The organism is Pseudomonas sp. YL2, from assembly GCF_023063025.1.
Taxonomy (GTDB): domain Bacteria; phylum Pseudomonadota; class Gammaproteobacteria; order Pseudomonadales; family Pseudomonadaceae; genus Aquipseudomonas; species Aquipseudomonas putida_A.
On the sequence record NZ_JAJSLU010000001.1, the window covers coordinates 237,926 to 252,823 of the forward strand.

Consider the following 14,898-nt stretch of genomic DNA (forward strand, 5'->3'; position numbering starts at 1 on the left):
TTGATGGGACGTTTGCTACGGGGCTTTAATGGATCTGTTCTGGTAAAGGAGCCGGATTTATTTTTTGCGCTCGACTGCTTTGAATTTGGTTGAGAACTTAAATAGATCTGGCCCGTTTGTCGGTTCTGACTCTATTTTCTGTCGCAAACCCGTTCAGAATTGAACGGGTCACTGACTTTTTTACGGACGCCAAGGAATGCAGATTTTCAGATTCAGTCTCATTATTTTACTTTCAATACTGTCGCCTGTGGTCATGGCTGAGGGCACGATGATTGCCACCATCCTTCAGGCCGACTTTTCCAAGGATCCGGAAGTCCGGTTGCTTGTCAGAGTCGTTGATGTGGGTGGCGGTTCGGATAGCCCTTCCATGGCGGTTCGTAATCAATGCCTGGAGAGGAAGGCGTCCGCAGAACGTCCTGGGCCGGATCCGTGCTTTTCGATAGAGATCACTGAGAGCAAAAAGCAACGGGCCATTGTTCGGCAAACGCTATTGAATGATCCTCAGCGAACAACCGACCCTATCTATTTGGAAATTGTTTATCGCTCGGAGGTCAGCGAGAGTGATCCGACGAATCACCATCAGCGATCCGCCACAATGAAGATCGAAGAAAACGGCCTCTACAATTGGAACAATGAAAGCGAACAGGCATTGGCGGACGTTGAGTGGTTTCCCTCGGGAAATGGTGTTCTTGATCTGATGGTTCCTGACGCGGATGCATTGTTGAACTCTGTATATCGGGATCGTATGAGTCGGCTGGACGAAAGCGGTCAGAAAGCACTGAGGGAAACTCAAAGAGCCTGGATGAAATTTCGAGATGCGGAGTGCCAGGCCGACCCGAAATCGCATAAATCTGTTTTCGGTGAGTGGTCCGATGCCTGCCTAATTCGCGCGACGATAGAGCGTGCTCGCCAATTGGCTTTGGCACCGGACAAGAGCAGACGTTGAAACGGACAAGCCAGAGCATTCGCGCGAAAGCGACGACTTGGATGAACATGCATAAACTTTTCTTTCTCTTTTTTGCGCTATTTCCTTTAGGCGCTCAAAGCGCAGTCACCACCGAATCACTTTGCTTCGAACTATCCCAATCGAGCCCGGTAAAGTTCGAACTCCGTACCTACTATGACGAAGCCAGCAAATGGTCCGGTGGTTTTGTGAAGTACGCCAAATCCAGCGAGCCTATTTCCATTGTGTTGACGGATTCTCAGAATGAAATCCTCGATCCGGACGCGCCTTGGCAGCACACCAGAACTTGGTCCGAAGTCATCAACGGCGAGGTCACGGGCACTTATGAGTTGATGACACAAGGCTCGCAGATCGTCTCGATGTCTTACACAAAGCAGTCCAACGGCAAGGTATACAGCTTCGGAATCAATACCAGCATCGACTCCTCTCCGGAGTCCGGATGCAAGTGGGAATAGGGCGAGTACATGCATTTCAAAACTTTAGCGTTATCACTGCTGGGCCTGCTGTGGACGATCCCGTCGCTAGCCGAAACCGCTACGTTCAGCCCAACCCAAGGCGTTGAAGCAACGCTGGTTCTCAAAGGCTCCACGCTGAACGTCGCGGTTAAAGGCGAAACGCATAACGAGTCGCGGACGGTCGATTTTGAAGCCGTAAACGAACTCCACATGCAGTTCGACGATTTCAATTTCGACGGCGCACAGGATTTCGCGATCTGGCAGCTTGATGACGGCATGGGTACTTACGACTACTACCGGGTGTTCATTTACCAAGCCAGAACCGGCACCTTCGAAGAATTGCAGCCGGATTGCGGCGATGGTTTCGTTAATTTGCGCGTCGACAAAAAGCGTAAAGCGTTGCTCAGCACCTACTGGGAAATGAACATACCCAAGCAATGCGTCACCCGGTTCTCCAAACGCAAAGCCTGAATGACTCAAGGAAGAACACAGTGAAATGGTTTGTTGTGGCGAGCTTAGAACGAAGGATATGTCTCGGGCGTTAGCCTGTTATCAAATGGCGGCTGACAAAGGTAATCAGTTGGGTCTCTTCAAGTGGGGCGATTGGGATCGTCAGGCACCGCGCCGATCAAGGCTAGTCGCTGCATCTGAGTTTTGGGGGCATGTTTGATGCGCTTTCGCACGCGTTGAGCCTGAATCCCTCACGCTAAAACGTTTAATACTTGAGCATCTGACGACCGCGATTTTCCTTTAAACTCCTCACCCCCAAGGAATGCGCTCAGGACACGGAATGCCAGCCCCCTCGATCTCCCTTCGCCCCGCGTTAGTACTCTGGCTATACGCCGCCGCAATCGTGCACATTCTCGCCGGCCTCACCCTGACTCGGGCCGGTCACTCCGGTTTACTCGACGGCTATTTGCACACCCTCGAACTCGCATTCTGGGGCGCCGATGCGGTGCCTGCGGCCGGCCACGAACAACAAGTCTGGTGGCTCGCGCTTTTCGGCGCGACGCTGCAAAGCTATTCGCTGTACATGCTCGCTCTGGTGCACTTGGGCAATCGCTTGAAAGCCCCGGCAGTCTGGGGTTGGTTGATCGCGGGCATCCTGTTATGGGCGCCGCAGGACATGTGGCTTTCAGCGCAACGGCAGGTCTGGTCGCACCTGTGGCTCGACGGTTTTGCGTTGCTGGTGTTGTTGCCACCGCTGGTTTGGCTATATCGCCATGACCGCCGAAAATCCCCTTCAGTAAAGACTCCGAGCACATCCAACCCGTTTGTTGGCAGCGCTTTCAAACGCGCACTGATCACCGGCGGCACAGGGTTTATAGGTGAAGCTTTAGTCCACCAGTTACTCGACGCCGGTCATTCAATTAGCGTTCTAACGCGTGATCCGTTGAGCGCCGCCACCTTGTTCAACGGCCGCGTCCGCTGTATGCATTCGCTCGGCGAACTCAGCCGCGACGAAGCCTTCGACGTAGTGATCAATCTCGCCGGAGCACCCGTCGCCGGCCCACGCTGGAGTCCCAAGCGTCAGGCGCAACTGCTCGCCAGCCGAGTCGGCACCTCCGAAGCGTTGATGACTTGGTTGAAGAACACCGAGCAAAAACCAAAGCTGTGGATTCAAGCTTCGGCCATCGGCTTCTACGGCGTGCGCGATGCCAGCGAAAGCCTCGATGAACACGCCAGCAAGGGCGACGGTTTCATGGCCGAACTCTGTGCGCGTTGGGAAGCCGCCGCGCAACCGGCCACCGAGTTTGGAGTGCGTCAGGTGGTGCTGCGTCTCGGCGTGGTGTTCGGCCCGGGTGGTGCGCTGACACCGTTGCTAATGCCGTTCCGCCTGGGCTTCGGCGGGCGCATGGGCGATGGTCGGCAGATCATGAGCTGGGTGCACCGCGACGATGTGCTTCAGGTGATCGCAAGGGCTTTCAATGACGACAGTCTGCGCGGCACCTACAACATGGTGGCGCCGGAAACGGTCAGTCAGGCAGCGTTCGCCGAGCAGGCCGGCAAGGTCCTCAAGCGTCCGGTGTGGTTCCACATTCCCGCCGCGCCAGTTCGTGCGCTGGCGGGGGAGATGGCGCAATTGTTCTTCGACGGTCAGCGTGTGGTGCCGCAGCGTTTGAGCGAGGCGGGCTACACGTTCCGCTATCCGACTCTTGACGCCGCGCTGCGCGATCTGGCCTGAGGATCGCCCATGAGCAAGCCCCTGATGTACCTGTTGGCCGGCAACGGCAGCGCCGCCGATTGGTGGGATGACGCGCTGCCGCATTTTCAGCGTTACGAGGTGGTGCCGCTGGAGCTGCCGGGCTTCGGCGCCAACCCGCAGCCGCCCTGCGAGGATCTGGCGGACTACGCGCAGACCTTGCTGGCGATGACACAGCAGGGCAGCGCGATCATGGCGGTCGGGGTCAATGCGTTGCTGGTGTTGCATGCGTTGCAACGTCGGCCGGGGCACTTTTCCCGCAGCGTTTTGTTGGCGCCGGTCGGTGCGTTTCTGTGGCAGCGGCGGTTGCCTGCACTGATGTCGCCGCTGCCGATTCGCAAGACCATTCACTGGTTGCTCTCGAACAAACCGACGCTGTTCGCGCGCAAGTTTTCCAACCAGACCTGGACGCCCGCGCAGTACCAGCGCATGGGCGCCGGCTATGCGCGTTGCCGTGCGTTCGTACCGCATTGGGACCTGATTCGCGCCGACACCGCGCTGCCACTGCTGGAGTGGATCACCGATCCGGTCGAGCTGGTCTGGGGCGATCAGGACGCTGTGCTCGGCATCGAGCAAGCGGCGGCGTGGTCGACGATTCTCGCTCGCGCTGATCTGACTATCAGCCTCAAACCCGGTTGGGGTCATTACCCATGGATCGACTCGCCCGCGCAGTTCGCACAGTGGCTGGAGTCGGGCGAGCGCGGGTTTGTCGCGCACACCAAGGGCGGGCGTTTGCGCCTGGCTGAACTGGCGCGGCAAGCGGTGCCGGCGGCGCTGACGCTCAACGATTGCAATGATCCGCGTCTGCCAGCATTTCTCGCTGCCCAACCCGACGTGACCTGGGCGGTGCGCTCCTCCAGTTATGGCGAGGATCAGGCCGATTCGGCAAATGCCGGTTTGAGCACAACCTATCTGCGCGAGCCGACCGCCAATGTGCCGAAACGCATCGCCGAATTGACTGCTGAAGGTGTCGAGGAAGTGGTGGTCCAGCGCTTCATCACCCCGGTATTGTCCGGGATCGCTTTCGTGCGACATCTCTCGGTAGAACTCGAATGGGTTGAAGGTCATCTCGAATCGCTGGCCGACGGTCACGTCAGCCCCTCACGAGCAACGCTTTCGCGGCTTGGGGATGCCTGGCGCAGCGGCACGTTCACGCCGTCCCACGGCTTGACCGAAGACCTGCTGTGGCGCTTTCTGCAAGACGTGTTGCGCGTGTTCCACTACGTGCCCGGCGACGTCGAATGGGCCTGGGACGGCTCGCAACTATGGCTGCTGCAATACCGGCCGATCAGCGATTATGGCTGGCGCCGGCACCTGACCGCCGCCAACATCGCCGAGATCCTGCCGCCGCAACCGAGCGTGCTGGTCGAGTACGCCCAGCGCCGCGCGGCAGCGAGTATCCCGGCGATCATGGCGCGCTGGGATGCGCGAGTTTTGCAGGACAACGAGCCATTCACTGCTGTGTTCGGCGGTGCTTCCTACATCAACAATGATCTGTTTCTTGCCCGGTTGGCCGACTGGGGCATCAGCGCCGCTAACTACGCCGGTGAAGTTGGCGGAGCGACGCCGCATCTGCCGTGGCAACCGCTGAAGATGCTGCGTTCTTTGCCGCTGTTTTTACGTATGCAACGCAAGGCTCGCGGCCATTTGCTGAATCTTGAAAACGGCTTGCAGCGCTTCGATCGGGAACTGGCCGAACTCGTCGCCCAAGCTGCCGATGGTCAGCAATTGGCGGACTGGTTCACCCGGTTCTACGTGTTCGTGGTGCAAGGCAATCTGTGCATCGCCACGGCACTGGCCAGCAGCGGCGGCGATTGGCTGGGCCGCCCGCCGACCGCGTACGACAATCTGGAAAACAGTCCTCATCGACTGCCATGGGAAACCGATCCGGCCACCCCTCGACCTGCGTCGAGCGATCTGCCGCTACAGCCATTCCCGCAATGGCCAGGTCTGATCCGTCTCGCCCATTTGAGCGGCCTGCCGGGCTTGCGTGGCTACTACCTGCAAGTGCGCGAGTGGTATCGCGACAACCTGATGCGCATCTTCTTCCGGCTTCATCACGCCATGCCACTGGCGGACCGCGAACATTGGTTTGCACCGCACCCCAATGTGCGCACCCGCGATGGCAGCTTTTGGCAGGACGGTCGCGAAGGTGCGGAGCAGGCCACCGGGTTCATGATTTATCCGGGACAAGTGCAAGGCATTCTCGGCGAGGACATCTTGCTCGAAGACACCCTAGACCCTGGCCGTCATGCGCACTATCAAGCAGCACGAGCGGTGATTGCGCGTATGGGCGGGCGGTTGTCCCATGGCTCGACGTTGTTGCGGGAATTGCGCAAGCCGTCGGCGGTAATGCCGCAGGTGGACCCTGCGTGGGTGGGGTGTGAGGTGTTGTATCGAGATGGTGAGTTGCAATTGATCAATTCGAAGGATAGGAAGTGAAAACACTATTGTTGCGTATGAACTGGCTGTCACTGGTAGCGGGCAGTCTCTTGGTAATTTCAACCGCCATGGCATTCGCTGCCGACCCAACTTTCAAGGATTACACCGTCACGCCAGTTTTCACCGGCCCCAACCATAAGCTGGTGCCGCAAGAAAACAGCAGCCCAATGATGGACCAAGCGCGGGCACAAGCCCTGCAAGGCAAGGTCAACTTCGCCGGCCATTACATCCTGCACAGACTCGGTTGTGGCGGAAGTGCCATTTGCGGTGAGGTGCTGGACGCCCAGACCGGTGAGGTGGTTGGCGGTCTGCCGAATGCTTACGACGGCGGCACGTTCGGCATGGTTTACCAGCCCGACAGCCGCTTGATCATCGTCTCCGGCATCACGCTCGACGGCGAAGAAGATGCGCAGGGAAATGCGTTGGAAAGTGGTAACCGGGACCGTTACTACGAATTTGTGAACAATGAATTTCGGCTGCTGAGCATGACCGACGTGGAATCGTCGCCGATGGATGAGGAGTGAGTGGATGAACCGTCCTCTCGCGGGCAGCCTTAAGTGGTTGAGGATTGTCATGAGCCTGTCAGCTTCAGCCAATGCCTTGTCTGAAAATATTCAGATCGTGGGGGTTGGCGAGCATTTAGTGACGCTGAAGGACAAGACATGGGGCAGGCCTGCTCCAGAGTCGGCGGTCGCCTCGTTTACCGCCAATGGAAAAACGTTTCCCCTCTACGTACCCGAGGTGGGCACTGAAACGCATCAGGTCTGGCTAAGCCCTGACAAGAAAACATTGCTCCTCCTTCAGACTCTGTATGGCGTTGTCATTGGCCAAGAGGGTGAAGAAATCTCCACAGAGGAAACTGGTTGCGGGGTCATTTCAATGGAGACCGGTTGCGTGCTCAGTCAGCACGTAGCCAGGTTTTGCGACGGCAAGTGGGAGGGCAATCGGTGGATTCTGGGGAAGAGGATGCGCCTGACCTCGTCATGCAGACGCCGTCTCCAAAGGACTTATTGAAGCAGGTCTCAAATATTGAGATGCCGCAATCTCGCGTGGAAGAACTCGCATTCAATCTTCGCACTATAAGTCCAGAGTCCTATATGGCTTGTCACCCACCGGCGCGCAATGTTCAAGCTTTTAACGACTTGGCTTTCTACTTGGCCGAGGGCGGTAACGATAAGCTGGCGCTGAAGTTTTATCGCGGCGTTGAGGCAGTTGGTAAACGCACGGTACTGATGTTGAACATAGCCGACTCGCTCTGGCGCCTTGATCGCAAAGACGAAGCGCAGCGCTATTACAGCCAGTACCGCGACGCGATGAGCGCCGACGGCAAAACGCAGAAAATACCTCGACGCGTAGTTGAGCGATCCGCAATTCAGGGAATGAAAAACTGAACATGTTTGTGCGTTTTATCGCGTTGTCCTTTGGATGCCTGTTTGCCTCTTTTGCGATGGCCGAGGACGACTGCAAAGAAATCACCGTTAGCGCCCAGGTCGATCGGTGTGTGGAGGCAGCCCGCAAGGAAGCCGACACGCAACTCAATGCCAGCTACAAGAAACTGCTGGGACGGTTTGAGGCTCAACAGCGGCGCGACCCTGAGCAGGGTAAGGCGCTGGTCGCCATGGCCAGAGAATCCCAGCGCGCCTGGATCAAGCTACGCGACACCACATGCCCGCTTGAAGCCACGGAAATCGAGCCTGGGGTGGCAGCGCATGTCACGACTATCAACAACTGCGTGGCCAGAATGAGTCTGGAACGTGCGGCTTATCTGGACACGATCGTCGCTGATGAGCCGGGTAATGTGGTCGATCTCAACAAAGTGTCCAGAACCGACGCCCATCGATTTGGGGATGTCGTCGCGCGCTATGTCAGCACCTTTGGCAGCCCTTGCCTGACAGTCCAGATATTGGCGCCCAATGGCGGTTGGAGAGTGCTGTCCTCCAAGCGGTTCTGCAGTCTCGAAGGCAAGGCATTTTGGACGGACTATGCCGATGCCGGGTTTGAGGATCATGCGTTTGCCGAAGATGGGTTGCACGTGACGCTCAGTTTGACGGAGCTTCGTGGACTTGGAGAGAGGCGCCTTGCCTGTGTGATTCCGATTCAGAATGAGCAAATCAAAGAACTGAAATGCGGTTCGTTTGAGCCCGGTGCTTAAACGGGCAAGATCTATTGGGCGTATTTGGACATCATTTGATTGAATCAAGGATTGAAGAAAGTGAAACGCGTATTGCAGAGCGTTCTCTGCGCTCTAACTTGTTGTGTCGCTGTACCGGGTTCTCCCGCGCTTGCTGCGCCCCAAGTTCTCAAGGAAATCCCGGAAAACTTATTAGGCGATGAATCTCGGCAAAACGTCTTTGTGCTGGCGGGCGAAGCGGACGAGGTCTCCAACCGGTTGTTGATTGCGCCGGTACAGGCACGTGATGAGAACATCTTGCTCGATACGTCGAAGGCGCTGCCTCTGATCAAGAGTCAGTACTCGTCTGCGCTTCAGGGTGTCTTCAGCGTCCATGTACTCAAAGGTCGCCCTGGCGTCATGACTGTCATTGATCCGCAGGCTGAGGAAGCTGTCGTCAAGCAGCCGTTCGTTGAGGCTGGGGATTACATAGCGCTGGTAACCAGTGAGGAAGACAACGCGGTTTATAACTTCAACCTGTTGTTCGCCTTCAATAGAAGCTCGAAGCAGTTTGAGCTGAAAGCTCTGCTAGAAGTGGCGAATAACGACTCATGTGATCGATCGCTCGTCAGCGTAGTGGAGTTGCCGGTGCAGACATTGGGCCCAATCACTCTCGCTTCTTTCGATGGGCGTGAAGTGCTGCAGAAGTTGCAGGTTGCTCGTGTTGGTCGTATTGAGGGTGTTAAGAAATTGATGACCGTCGATTCGGCTGATCTTCTGGATATGGCGCTGGCAGCCTATAGAAAGGGTGATGAGTTTTCCCTCAAGGATACGATGAGCTACGTGTTGATGGGCGGTGGCTCGCATGACACTTGTCCCCCCGATAGCTATATCGTCGCAAAGTACTACTACCCGCAGCGTCCCGGCTGGTCCAACGACTTAGGTTTTTTACTCGGCGAAGCGGGTTACTACGCAGAGTCCATTGAGCTGTTGAATGCGGTGATTGCACACAACCCAGCGCGGACGGTGGCTTACCTGAATCTCGCAGATAGCTATTGGGCTATGAACGATAAAGAGCGAGCGGTATCGGCGTACAAGCAATATGCGTCGCGTATGTCGGACGCGGGAAAGGCTTTGAAAATTCCTGCTCGGGTAGCTGAGCGCAGTGGCGGAGTATCCGGGTCATGATCAAACTCAAGGCGCTCTGTAGGCTGGTCGCGGGTGTTTCTTTTGCTGCTTTGCTGATTCCTGCGCATGCCCAGGAAGTCTGTAATCCCGACAGTTTTTCCAATCCCGATTTGATCATTTGTGGTCAGCAGACTTTCGAGAAAGTCGATGCAGTGTTGAATGAGCAATATAAGAAAGTTTTGGTCAGTTTGGCGCCTGCTGACAAGAATCAGCTGACCGATGTGCAGAAGAAATGGGTGCGTTTCAAAGAGTCGTTTTGCGAGGATATCTATCAGTCGGCTTTGCCCGGTGCAGAGGCACCCATCGAAAGGCTCGCGTGTCTCGTGCAAACAACCAATGCTCGGTTGGGGGAGTTGGTTGCTCTGCAGACGGGCTTACCGCTAGATGGCTTTTACAAAGCGGCATCTGCGATTGTGGGGAAGGATCGTGAGAGAAATTTAGCGGCCGCCATTGAGCGACTGGGAGGGGATGAGTTCGATGATCCGCTTTGGAAGCAATATGCGGATGGGCACTGCGAAATGAGCGAGCGTTTGTTCCGTGAGGATTTCGCGAATTGCAGCGTGCGGATGCGCTTTCAGTTACCTCTGAACCGTTGAAGGAATGATCGGTTTGAAATCAATCCGGATGTTATCTGTTGCGTTGTCGTTCCTCTTTCCTCTTGTGGCTCACAGCGAGGTCAAAACGGAGATCTATTGCTTCCGTTCACAAGAGGGTAAGAGCAGCAATTTTGAATTGCGGACGTATCACGACTCGAGCGCCAAATGGCAAGTTGCGAGCGTTAGGTACAGTAAGTCGAAAGAGGCGCCTACTCTCGTCTATGGAGGCTCGGAAGAAGAGTTTCCGAACCCTAATCGGCCCCCCGAAATCACGACGAAGTGGGAGGAGGTGTCGGGAGGCCTTGTGACTGGTGATTATGTAATGGCGAGCCAGGATCCCTTCGTTTACGGAATCGTTTACACAAACCGTAAGTCCGGAAAGAAGTACATATTCGAACACGATAGCAACATGAATGCTTTGCCTGAAACAGGCTGTCAGTGGTGACTCACGTACTTGAGAAAGGGGACTTAAAGTCCCCTTTTTTCATCCGCAAATCCCGCTACGACTTGGCTGCCAGGTTCCGCACTTCAATATGATCAAGCGTCCCTTCCACCATCAATCGCACCCCATCCGCCATTCTGCTCAGGGCCAGCGCGACCGAGCGACGGGAGCCGTGGAGGTCGTCGGCGAGGTCGCAGGCGATGGCGCTGATGGACAGGAGGTCTTCGGAGGCGTTGGCCATGAGGGCTTCGGCGTCGGTGCCGGGGGTGAGGCTGAAGAGGCCGGTTTCGCGTTTGGGTTGGGATTCGGTGCGCGGTTTGAAGTGGTGGTCGAGGGCGCGTTCGGCGGCTTCGTGGAATTTCTTGGACTCCAGTGATTCGTAGGGCGATATGTCTGGGGTTTCGGGGGGATTGGGTGTTGGTTTGATCATTCGGTCTTACTCCAGTTTCAGGAGCCGACACCGTTTCGCTCGCACTTCGAAAGTGGTGGCAGCTGTGCATAGGTGTGCAAGACCGGTGGAGTCACCCGGCAGACCCTAAGGCCTCCCATACACAGCAGCCATAACGATCCGCGAGCATAGGAAAACGCTCGGCGAATTGCCATAACCAATGTGGACTCCCGCCGGACTTGCACGTCCGTATCACCAATTCGTGGTGACCTATTGAGGCTATCGATGAACCCTCATTCTGCCTAGTTCACGCACAACACCACGCTTTGAAGGAAATTTCCCATAGGTTTGCAGGCTGAAAGATCAAAAGATCGCAGCCTTCGGCAGCTCCTACAGGAATGTGTTTCAACAGGTGTAGGACGGTGGGTGCCGAGTTGTGACTTGGCGGTCATCGTGCGGGAAATGGGCTGCATCATCTTCCATTAGAGGCAGATAGTGGCGTTATCGTCTGAATCCCTTACACTGCCCCGGCCGTTCATTTTTCTTTTGAGGCTGTGCGCATGAAATTTCGTTTTCTTCTGTGGATGATGGGTTTGTTGATGGGTAAGGCCAGCCGGACAAATCCTGCGTTCCAGCAGCAGTTGGGTGACAAGGATCTGGTGTTTCAGTTGCAGACGCTGGACGGGAAAGTGGCGCGGCATTTCGTGGTGAAGAATCAGCGCATCACCAGCAAGTCTGGGGTGGTGGCGGAGCCGGCGTTTGCGATTGCGTTCAAGGATGCGGGTTATGCCTTTGCCACGATGCAGGCGAAGAACAAGCAGTTGGCGTTTATGCAGGGGATTCAGGACAAGTCGATTCAGCTCAAAGGCAACCCGGCGCTGGTGATGTGGTTTCAGGGGTTGATGAAGTATTTGAAGCCGAGGAAGGCCAAGCCCAAGGCCTGATTGGGGGGCCAGTGAACGAGTCGGACTCATCGAACCTCGCCCGCAGAGATTCCAACGCCGATAACCCGATCCTGGTCCAGCACAAAATCCCGTAGCAACAACGCCTCGCCCTCGAAGCTTGCGCTCTACTGATTAGCTCGCAAGTCCTCTATAGCACTCCTTAAATCCTTTGCGCACCTGTCAGGTCTGACAGGTGTGCCCATTTCTGATTGGTGCTCCACTGTCAGCGGTGTCGATTGGTGGGCAGCATTGGCAAATCACAAGGAGTGCGATCATGAGTGATATTGAAAAAACAACGGCAAGCGAAGGGCTCGATCCTGCTTTTGCGTCAGGCGGCAAGCTTGAACTGCCTTTTGAAGGCGTTGTGGGCAGGTTCCCTGAATCGGTTGCCTCGTTACCTGACAAGAAAATGCTATTGCTATTCAGCGCTTCATCCTTGGAGAAGTCCCTGCCCAAAGTTGCAAGGTTGTTAGAGGACGGCACATTAGATTCAACTTTTGGGAAACAGGGGATTGTCGAGATTCCTTCTCGGGCAGGCGCTGTTTTTTCTGCGCGTCATTTGCGCCTCCTCGACAACGGTGGATGGCTGGTCACGGGGACGGTGGAACACTCGAACGGTTCCGTTGATCTCGCGGTCGTTCGTCAATTGGCTGATGGCCAGATGGACACGTCCTTCGGTCCTGAAAAGGACGGCATGGTCACTGTCAATGTGTACGACCTCATCGAATCACGCAGCCATCCGGATGCAAATTTTCTCACCCGTCGCCATGACGACAAAAACATTGAGAAGTCATCCGCAGAGGCGGGTGGCTTTGGAATGCTTGGTGTAGGGCTGTTCGATGGAAAGATTGTTCTTAGCAGTACTGTCTTTTTCGCTTTTGACTATTTGAGAGGGCTTGTTTTAAGACTTGATGCGGATGGCTCGCTGGACAAGACTTTCAATGAGAAAGGCTTTGTGCTGGTGGAGCTTCCTGATGTCACTCATCGCTGGAATTACGCTTCAGGTTTGGCTGTTCAGCCCGATGGAAAAGTGCTGGTCTGCGGTGATTTCAGCAGAGCGACTTCCGATGAGTCGCCTGACGCTTATGTGATTCGCTACGACCAGCATGGCAAGGTCGATGCGAGCTATGGCGACAACAAGAATGGTCTCGTAACCATCACCGACAGTAGCCAATGGCTTGACCTTGTTTCGATGGTGTTAAAACCAGACGGGGGCCTGTTAGCGGCGGGAGCCGCAAGTCGTGAGTCGCGTCGTGATGGGCTGATTGTCGCGCTGAACTCGAGCGGCAGTTTCAATCTTGTTTTCAACAACGGCAAACCACTGTTTTCCCGTTTCACGGAGCACGGAGTTGCCTGGGAGCGCTGCGTTTGGCAGACCGATGGCAAGCTGGTTGTCAGTGGACAGGGAGGGGCGGCGTTTCTTGATGAAAAGAGTTCCGTCGTCACTGCGCGCTATAACCTGAACGGCTCTCTTGATACGGCATTCGTGGGCAAAGGATGGGCAGTCTTTAACCATGAAAACGGGGTTGATATATTCAGAGGGTGCACAGTAACGGACGACCGCCGGATCGTTGTTTGCGCTTATACAGCGTTTGGCACCCCGCCTTAACCGGGTTATGTGCTGCGTTATCTGGCTTGATAGTGAGTTTGCGTCGCGGGCCAGGCTTGTTCTGCAGAAGCAAGACTTGCCCGCGATGCGTTTCAGGCCTGGCTGAATTGCGAAGCCAGTTCACGCAACAGCACTTCCGCCTCAAGCACTTTGCTGACCACATCATTGGCCTTGTCGCGAGTCAGGCCAACACGCTCCAGCAACGCATCCGGAATGTCTTCATCCGGGCCGGAGCCAATCCCGCGACCGCGCAGCAGGCGCACGGCCAGGCAGACGAGGTTCGGGTATTCGGCGTAGGCGCCGTCGTAGCTTGGGTCGTGCTGGAAGCGCAGGGCGGTGGCCAGTTCATCGGGCATGTCCCAGTAGCGCATCAGCCACGAGCCGATCTGTTCGCGGCTGATGCCCAACAGGTGCTGCTCGATGTAGCTGTGGCACAGGTGCGGGTTGACCTCCAGGTGGCGGCAGATCAGCGAGAAGTGCGGCGGGAACACGTGGGCCAGCAGCAGGTAGCCAAAGTTGTGCAGCAGACCGGCCAGATAGGTCAGGCCGGCTTCCGGGCGCTGGGCGCGCGGCATGGCGCGGGTCAGGCCTTCGATGACGGCGGCGGTGTAGATCGACTGCTGCCAGTACGGCGTGGTGTGTTGCGGGTGGTCTTTCGGCAGGCTCAGGGTCTTGCCGAGGGCCAGACCCAGCGCCAGGTTGATCACCAGATCGAAGCCCAGTACGCGAACGATCGCGTCTTCCACCGAGCGGATCTTGCCCGGCGAAGCGTAGTACGGCGACGCCGCCCAGCTCACCACTTGTGCAGCCAGCGCCGGGTCGGTTTCGACCACGCCGGTGATGTCGTCGATGGTGGCGTTGGGGTCGACGCGCAGCTTGATGATTTTTTGCGCGGTCTCAGCCAGCGGCGGAATTTCGATGGTCGCTTCCAGACGCTGCTGGATCCGGCGTGCGGTGAATGCCTGCACGGCCTGGGTGATTTCCTCGCGGTCATCGTCCGGGCGATCAAGGTTCGGACGGATGCTGCTCAGGGCTTCGCCGAAATTGGCGGCGCTGGCCTTGGTCAGCATGCTCTTGAAGGCTTCGCTGGTGATTTCCAGCAGCAGGCCCGGCTCGCCGGAGTTGATCAGCAGCTTCGGTTCACGCAGCAGGCTTTCTTCGTAGAGGCACGGCGAGCTGGTCAGTGCCGGCAGGCCCGGCAGCAGGCTCAGGCTGTGTTTGCCGAGCATCTTTTCCAGGCGCTCGGTGGACACGGCGGTCAGGCGTCGGCCAGTGAGTTCGGCGAGGCGGTTGAGGTCGAGCAACTGGCTCTGCGGAAACAGCACCATCAGCGCGCCGACGGCATCGTCCAGCAACACGGCTTGTACCTTGCGCGAAGCATTGAGGCCGTGGTGGTCGAGCACTTCTTCGTAGGCGATCCCCAGCTTGCCGAGCAGCAGCCGAATTACAGACGGCGCGTGCGGAAGTTCAGGGGCGAGAGCTGCGTCAGTCATGGTCTGTATCCGTTTTTGAAACAATGGCAGGAGTATAACCAGCTCTGTAGGAACGATCCTGCAC

15 protein-coding genes are annotated in these 14,898 nt (G+C 56.6%); 13 read left to right on the forward strand and 2 right to left on the reverse strand.

Annotated elements, in window-relative coordinates:
- The first annotated feature begins 196 nt into the window (after positions 1-196).
- The 11 genes from LVD08_RS01020 (at position 197) to LVD08_RS01070 (ending at position 9,958) form a co-directional block, all read left to right on the forward strand.
- Positions 197-946, forward strand: a complete 750-nt coding sequence (locus LVD08_RS01020; protein ID WP_247267177.1) for a lysozyme inhibitor LprI family protein — start codon at positions 197-199, stop codon at positions 944-946.
- Positions 943-1,419 carry a hypothetical protein gene (locus tag LVD08_RS01025; protein WP_247267178.1) on the forward strand — a complete coding sequence of 159 codons (477 nt, stop codon included), beginning with the start codon at positions 943-945 and terminating at the stop codon, positions 1,417-1,419. The genes LVD08_RS01020 and LVD08_RS01025 overlap by 4 nt, the downstream gene beginning before the upstream one ends.
- Before the next feature lie 9 nt (positions 1,420-1,428).
- Complete coding sequence (locus tag LVD08_RS01030) at positions 1,429-1,890, forward strand: XAC2610-related protein (RefSeq protein WP_247267179.1); 462 nt, start codon at positions 1,429-1,431, stop codon at positions 1,888-1,890.
- A gap of 319 nt (positions 1,891-2,209) precedes the next feature.
- On the forward strand, positions 2,210-3,604 hold the full coding sequence (locus LVD08_RS01035) for a TIGR01777 family oxidoreductase (RefSeq protein ID WP_247267180.1): 1,395 nt from the start codon (positions 2,210-2,212) through the stop codon (positions 3,602-3,604).
- Positions 3,605-3,613: 9 nt separating this feature from the next.
- Positions 3,614-6,064 (forward strand): alpha/beta fold hydrolase, encoded by a 2,451-nt coding sequence (locus LVD08_RS01040; protein ID WP_247267181.1) that lies wholly within the window; start codon positions 3,614-3,616, stop codon positions 6,062-6,064.
- 68 nt (positions 6,065-6,132) lie between these two features.
- Positions 6,133-6,588 (forward strand): hypothetical protein, encoded by a 456-nt coding sequence (locus LVD08_RS01045; protein WP_409077733.1) that lies wholly within the window; start codon positions 6,133-6,135, stop codon positions 6,586-6,588.
- A gap of 4 nt (positions 6,589-6,592) precedes the next feature.
- Complete coding sequence (locus LVD08_RS01050; protein WP_247267182.1) at positions 6,593-7,078, forward strand: hypothetical protein; 486 nt, start codon at positions 6,593-6,595, stop codon at positions 7,076-7,078.
- Complete coding sequence (locus LVD08_RS01055; RefSeq protein WP_247267183.1) at positions 7,048-7,455, forward strand: tetratricopeptide repeat protein; 408 nt, start codon at positions 7,048-7,050, stop codon at positions 7,453-7,455. The genes LVD08_RS01050 and LVD08_RS01055 overlap by 31 nt, the downstream gene beginning before the upstream one ends.
- 2 nt (positions 7,456-7,457) lie before the next feature.
- On the forward strand, positions 7,458-8,216 hold the full coding sequence (locus tag LVD08_RS01060) for a lysozyme inhibitor LprI family protein (protein ID WP_183783257.1): 759 nt from the start codon (positions 7,458-7,460) through the stop codon (positions 8,214-8,216).
- Positions 8,217-8,276: 60 nt separating this feature from the next.
- Positions 8,277-9,362, forward strand: coding sequence for a tetratricopeptide repeat protein (locus tag LVD08_RS01065; protein WP_247267184.1), 1,086 nt, complete (start codon positions 8,277-8,279; stop codon positions 9,360-9,362).
- Positions 9,359-9,958 carry a lysozyme inhibitor LprI family protein gene (locus tag LVD08_RS01070; protein WP_134784993.1) on the forward strand — a complete coding sequence of 200 codons (600 nt, stop codon included), beginning with the start codon at positions 9,359-9,361 and terminating at the stop codon, positions 9,956-9,958. Before LVD08_RS01065 ends, LVD08_RS01070 begins: the two co-directional genes overlap by 4 nt.
- A 500-nt stretch (positions 9,959-10,458) precedes the next feature.
- Here LVD08_RS01070 and LVD08_RS01075 read toward each other — a convergent pair whose 3' ends face one another.
- A complete protein-coding gene (locus LVD08_RS01075; protein WP_027610398.1) occupies positions 10,459-10,830 on the reverse strand; it encodes a DUF6124 family protein in 372 nt (123 codons plus the stop codon).
- Between the two features lie 518 nt (positions 10,831-11,348).
- Between LVD08_RS01075 and LVD08_RS01080 the strand changes: the two genes are divergently transcribed.
- Entirely contained in the window at positions 11,349-11,732 is a 384-nt protein-coding gene (locus LVD08_RS01080; RefSeq protein WP_047596805.1) for a helicase, read from the forward strand.
- A 274-nt stretch (positions 11,733-12,006) separates the two neighbouring features.
- Positions 12,007-13,341: a hypothetical protein gene (locus tag LVD08_RS01085; protein ID WP_247267185.1), complete on the forward strand. Its 1,335-nt coding sequence runs from the start codon at positions 12,007-12,009 to the stop codon at positions 13,339-13,341.
- Positions 13,342-13,433: 92 nt separating this feature from the next.
- Here LVD08_RS01085 and LVD08_RS01090 read toward each other — a convergent pair whose 3' ends face one another.
- A complete protein-coding gene (locus tag LVD08_RS01090; RefSeq protein WP_097089483.1) occupies positions 13,434-14,834 on the reverse strand; it encodes an aminoacyl-tRNA deacylase and HDOD domain-containing protein in 1,401 nt (466 codons plus the stop codon).
- Positions 14,835-14,898: the final 64 nt, after the last annotated feature.

Coding starts and splice junctions, on each gene's coding strand:
- LVD08_RS01020 (WP_247267177.1), top strand. CDS start 197: ATGCAGATTTTCAGATTCAGTCTCATTATTTTACTTTCAATACTGTCG.
- LVD08_RS01030 (WP_247267179.1), top strand. CDS start 1,429: ATGCATTTCAAAACTTTAGCGTTATCACTGCTGGGCCTGCTGTGGACG.
- LVD08_RS01035 (WP_247267180.1), top strand. CDS start 2,210: ATGCCAGCCCCCTCGATCTCCCTTCGCCCCGCGTTAGTACTCTGGCTA.
- LVD08_RS01040 (WP_247267181.1), top strand. CDS start 3,614: ATGAGCAAGCCCCTGATGTACCTGTTGGCCGGCAACGGCAGCGCCGCC.
- LVD08_RS01045 (WP_409077733.1), top strand. CDS start 6,133: ATGGCATTCGCTGCCGACCCAACTTTCAAGGATTACACCGTCACGCCA.
- LVD08_RS01050 (WP_247267182.1), top strand. CDS start 6,593: ATGAACCGTCCTCTCGCGGGCAGCCTTAAGTGGTTGAGGATTGTCATG.
- LVD08_RS01055 (WP_247267183.1), top strand. CDS start 7,048: ATGCAGACGCCGTCTCCAAAGGACTTATTGAAGCAGGTCTCAAATATT.
- LVD08_RS01060 (WP_183783257.1), top strand. CDS start 7,458: ATGTTTGTGCGTTTTATCGCGTTGTCCTTTGGATGCCTGTTTGCCTCT.
- LVD08_RS01070 (WP_134784993.1), top strand. CDS start 9,359: ATGATCAAACTCAAGGCGCTCTGTAGGCTGGTCGCGGGTGTTTCTTTT.
- LVD08_RS01075 (WP_027610398.1), bottom strand. CDS start 10,830: ATGATCAAACCAACACCCAATCCCCCCGAAACCCCAGACATATCGCCC.
- LVD08_RS01080 (WP_047596805.1), top strand. CDS start 11,349: ATGAAATTTCGTTTTCTTCTGTGGATGATGGGTTTGTTGATGGGTAAG.
- LVD08_RS01085 (WP_247267185.1), top strand. CDS start 12,007: ATGAGTGATATTGAAAAAACAACGGCAAGCGAAGGGCTCGATCCTGCT.
- LVD08_RS01090 (WP_097089483.1), bottom strand. CDS start 14,834: ATGACTGACGCAGCTCTCGCCCCTGAACTTCCGCACGCGCCGTCTGTA.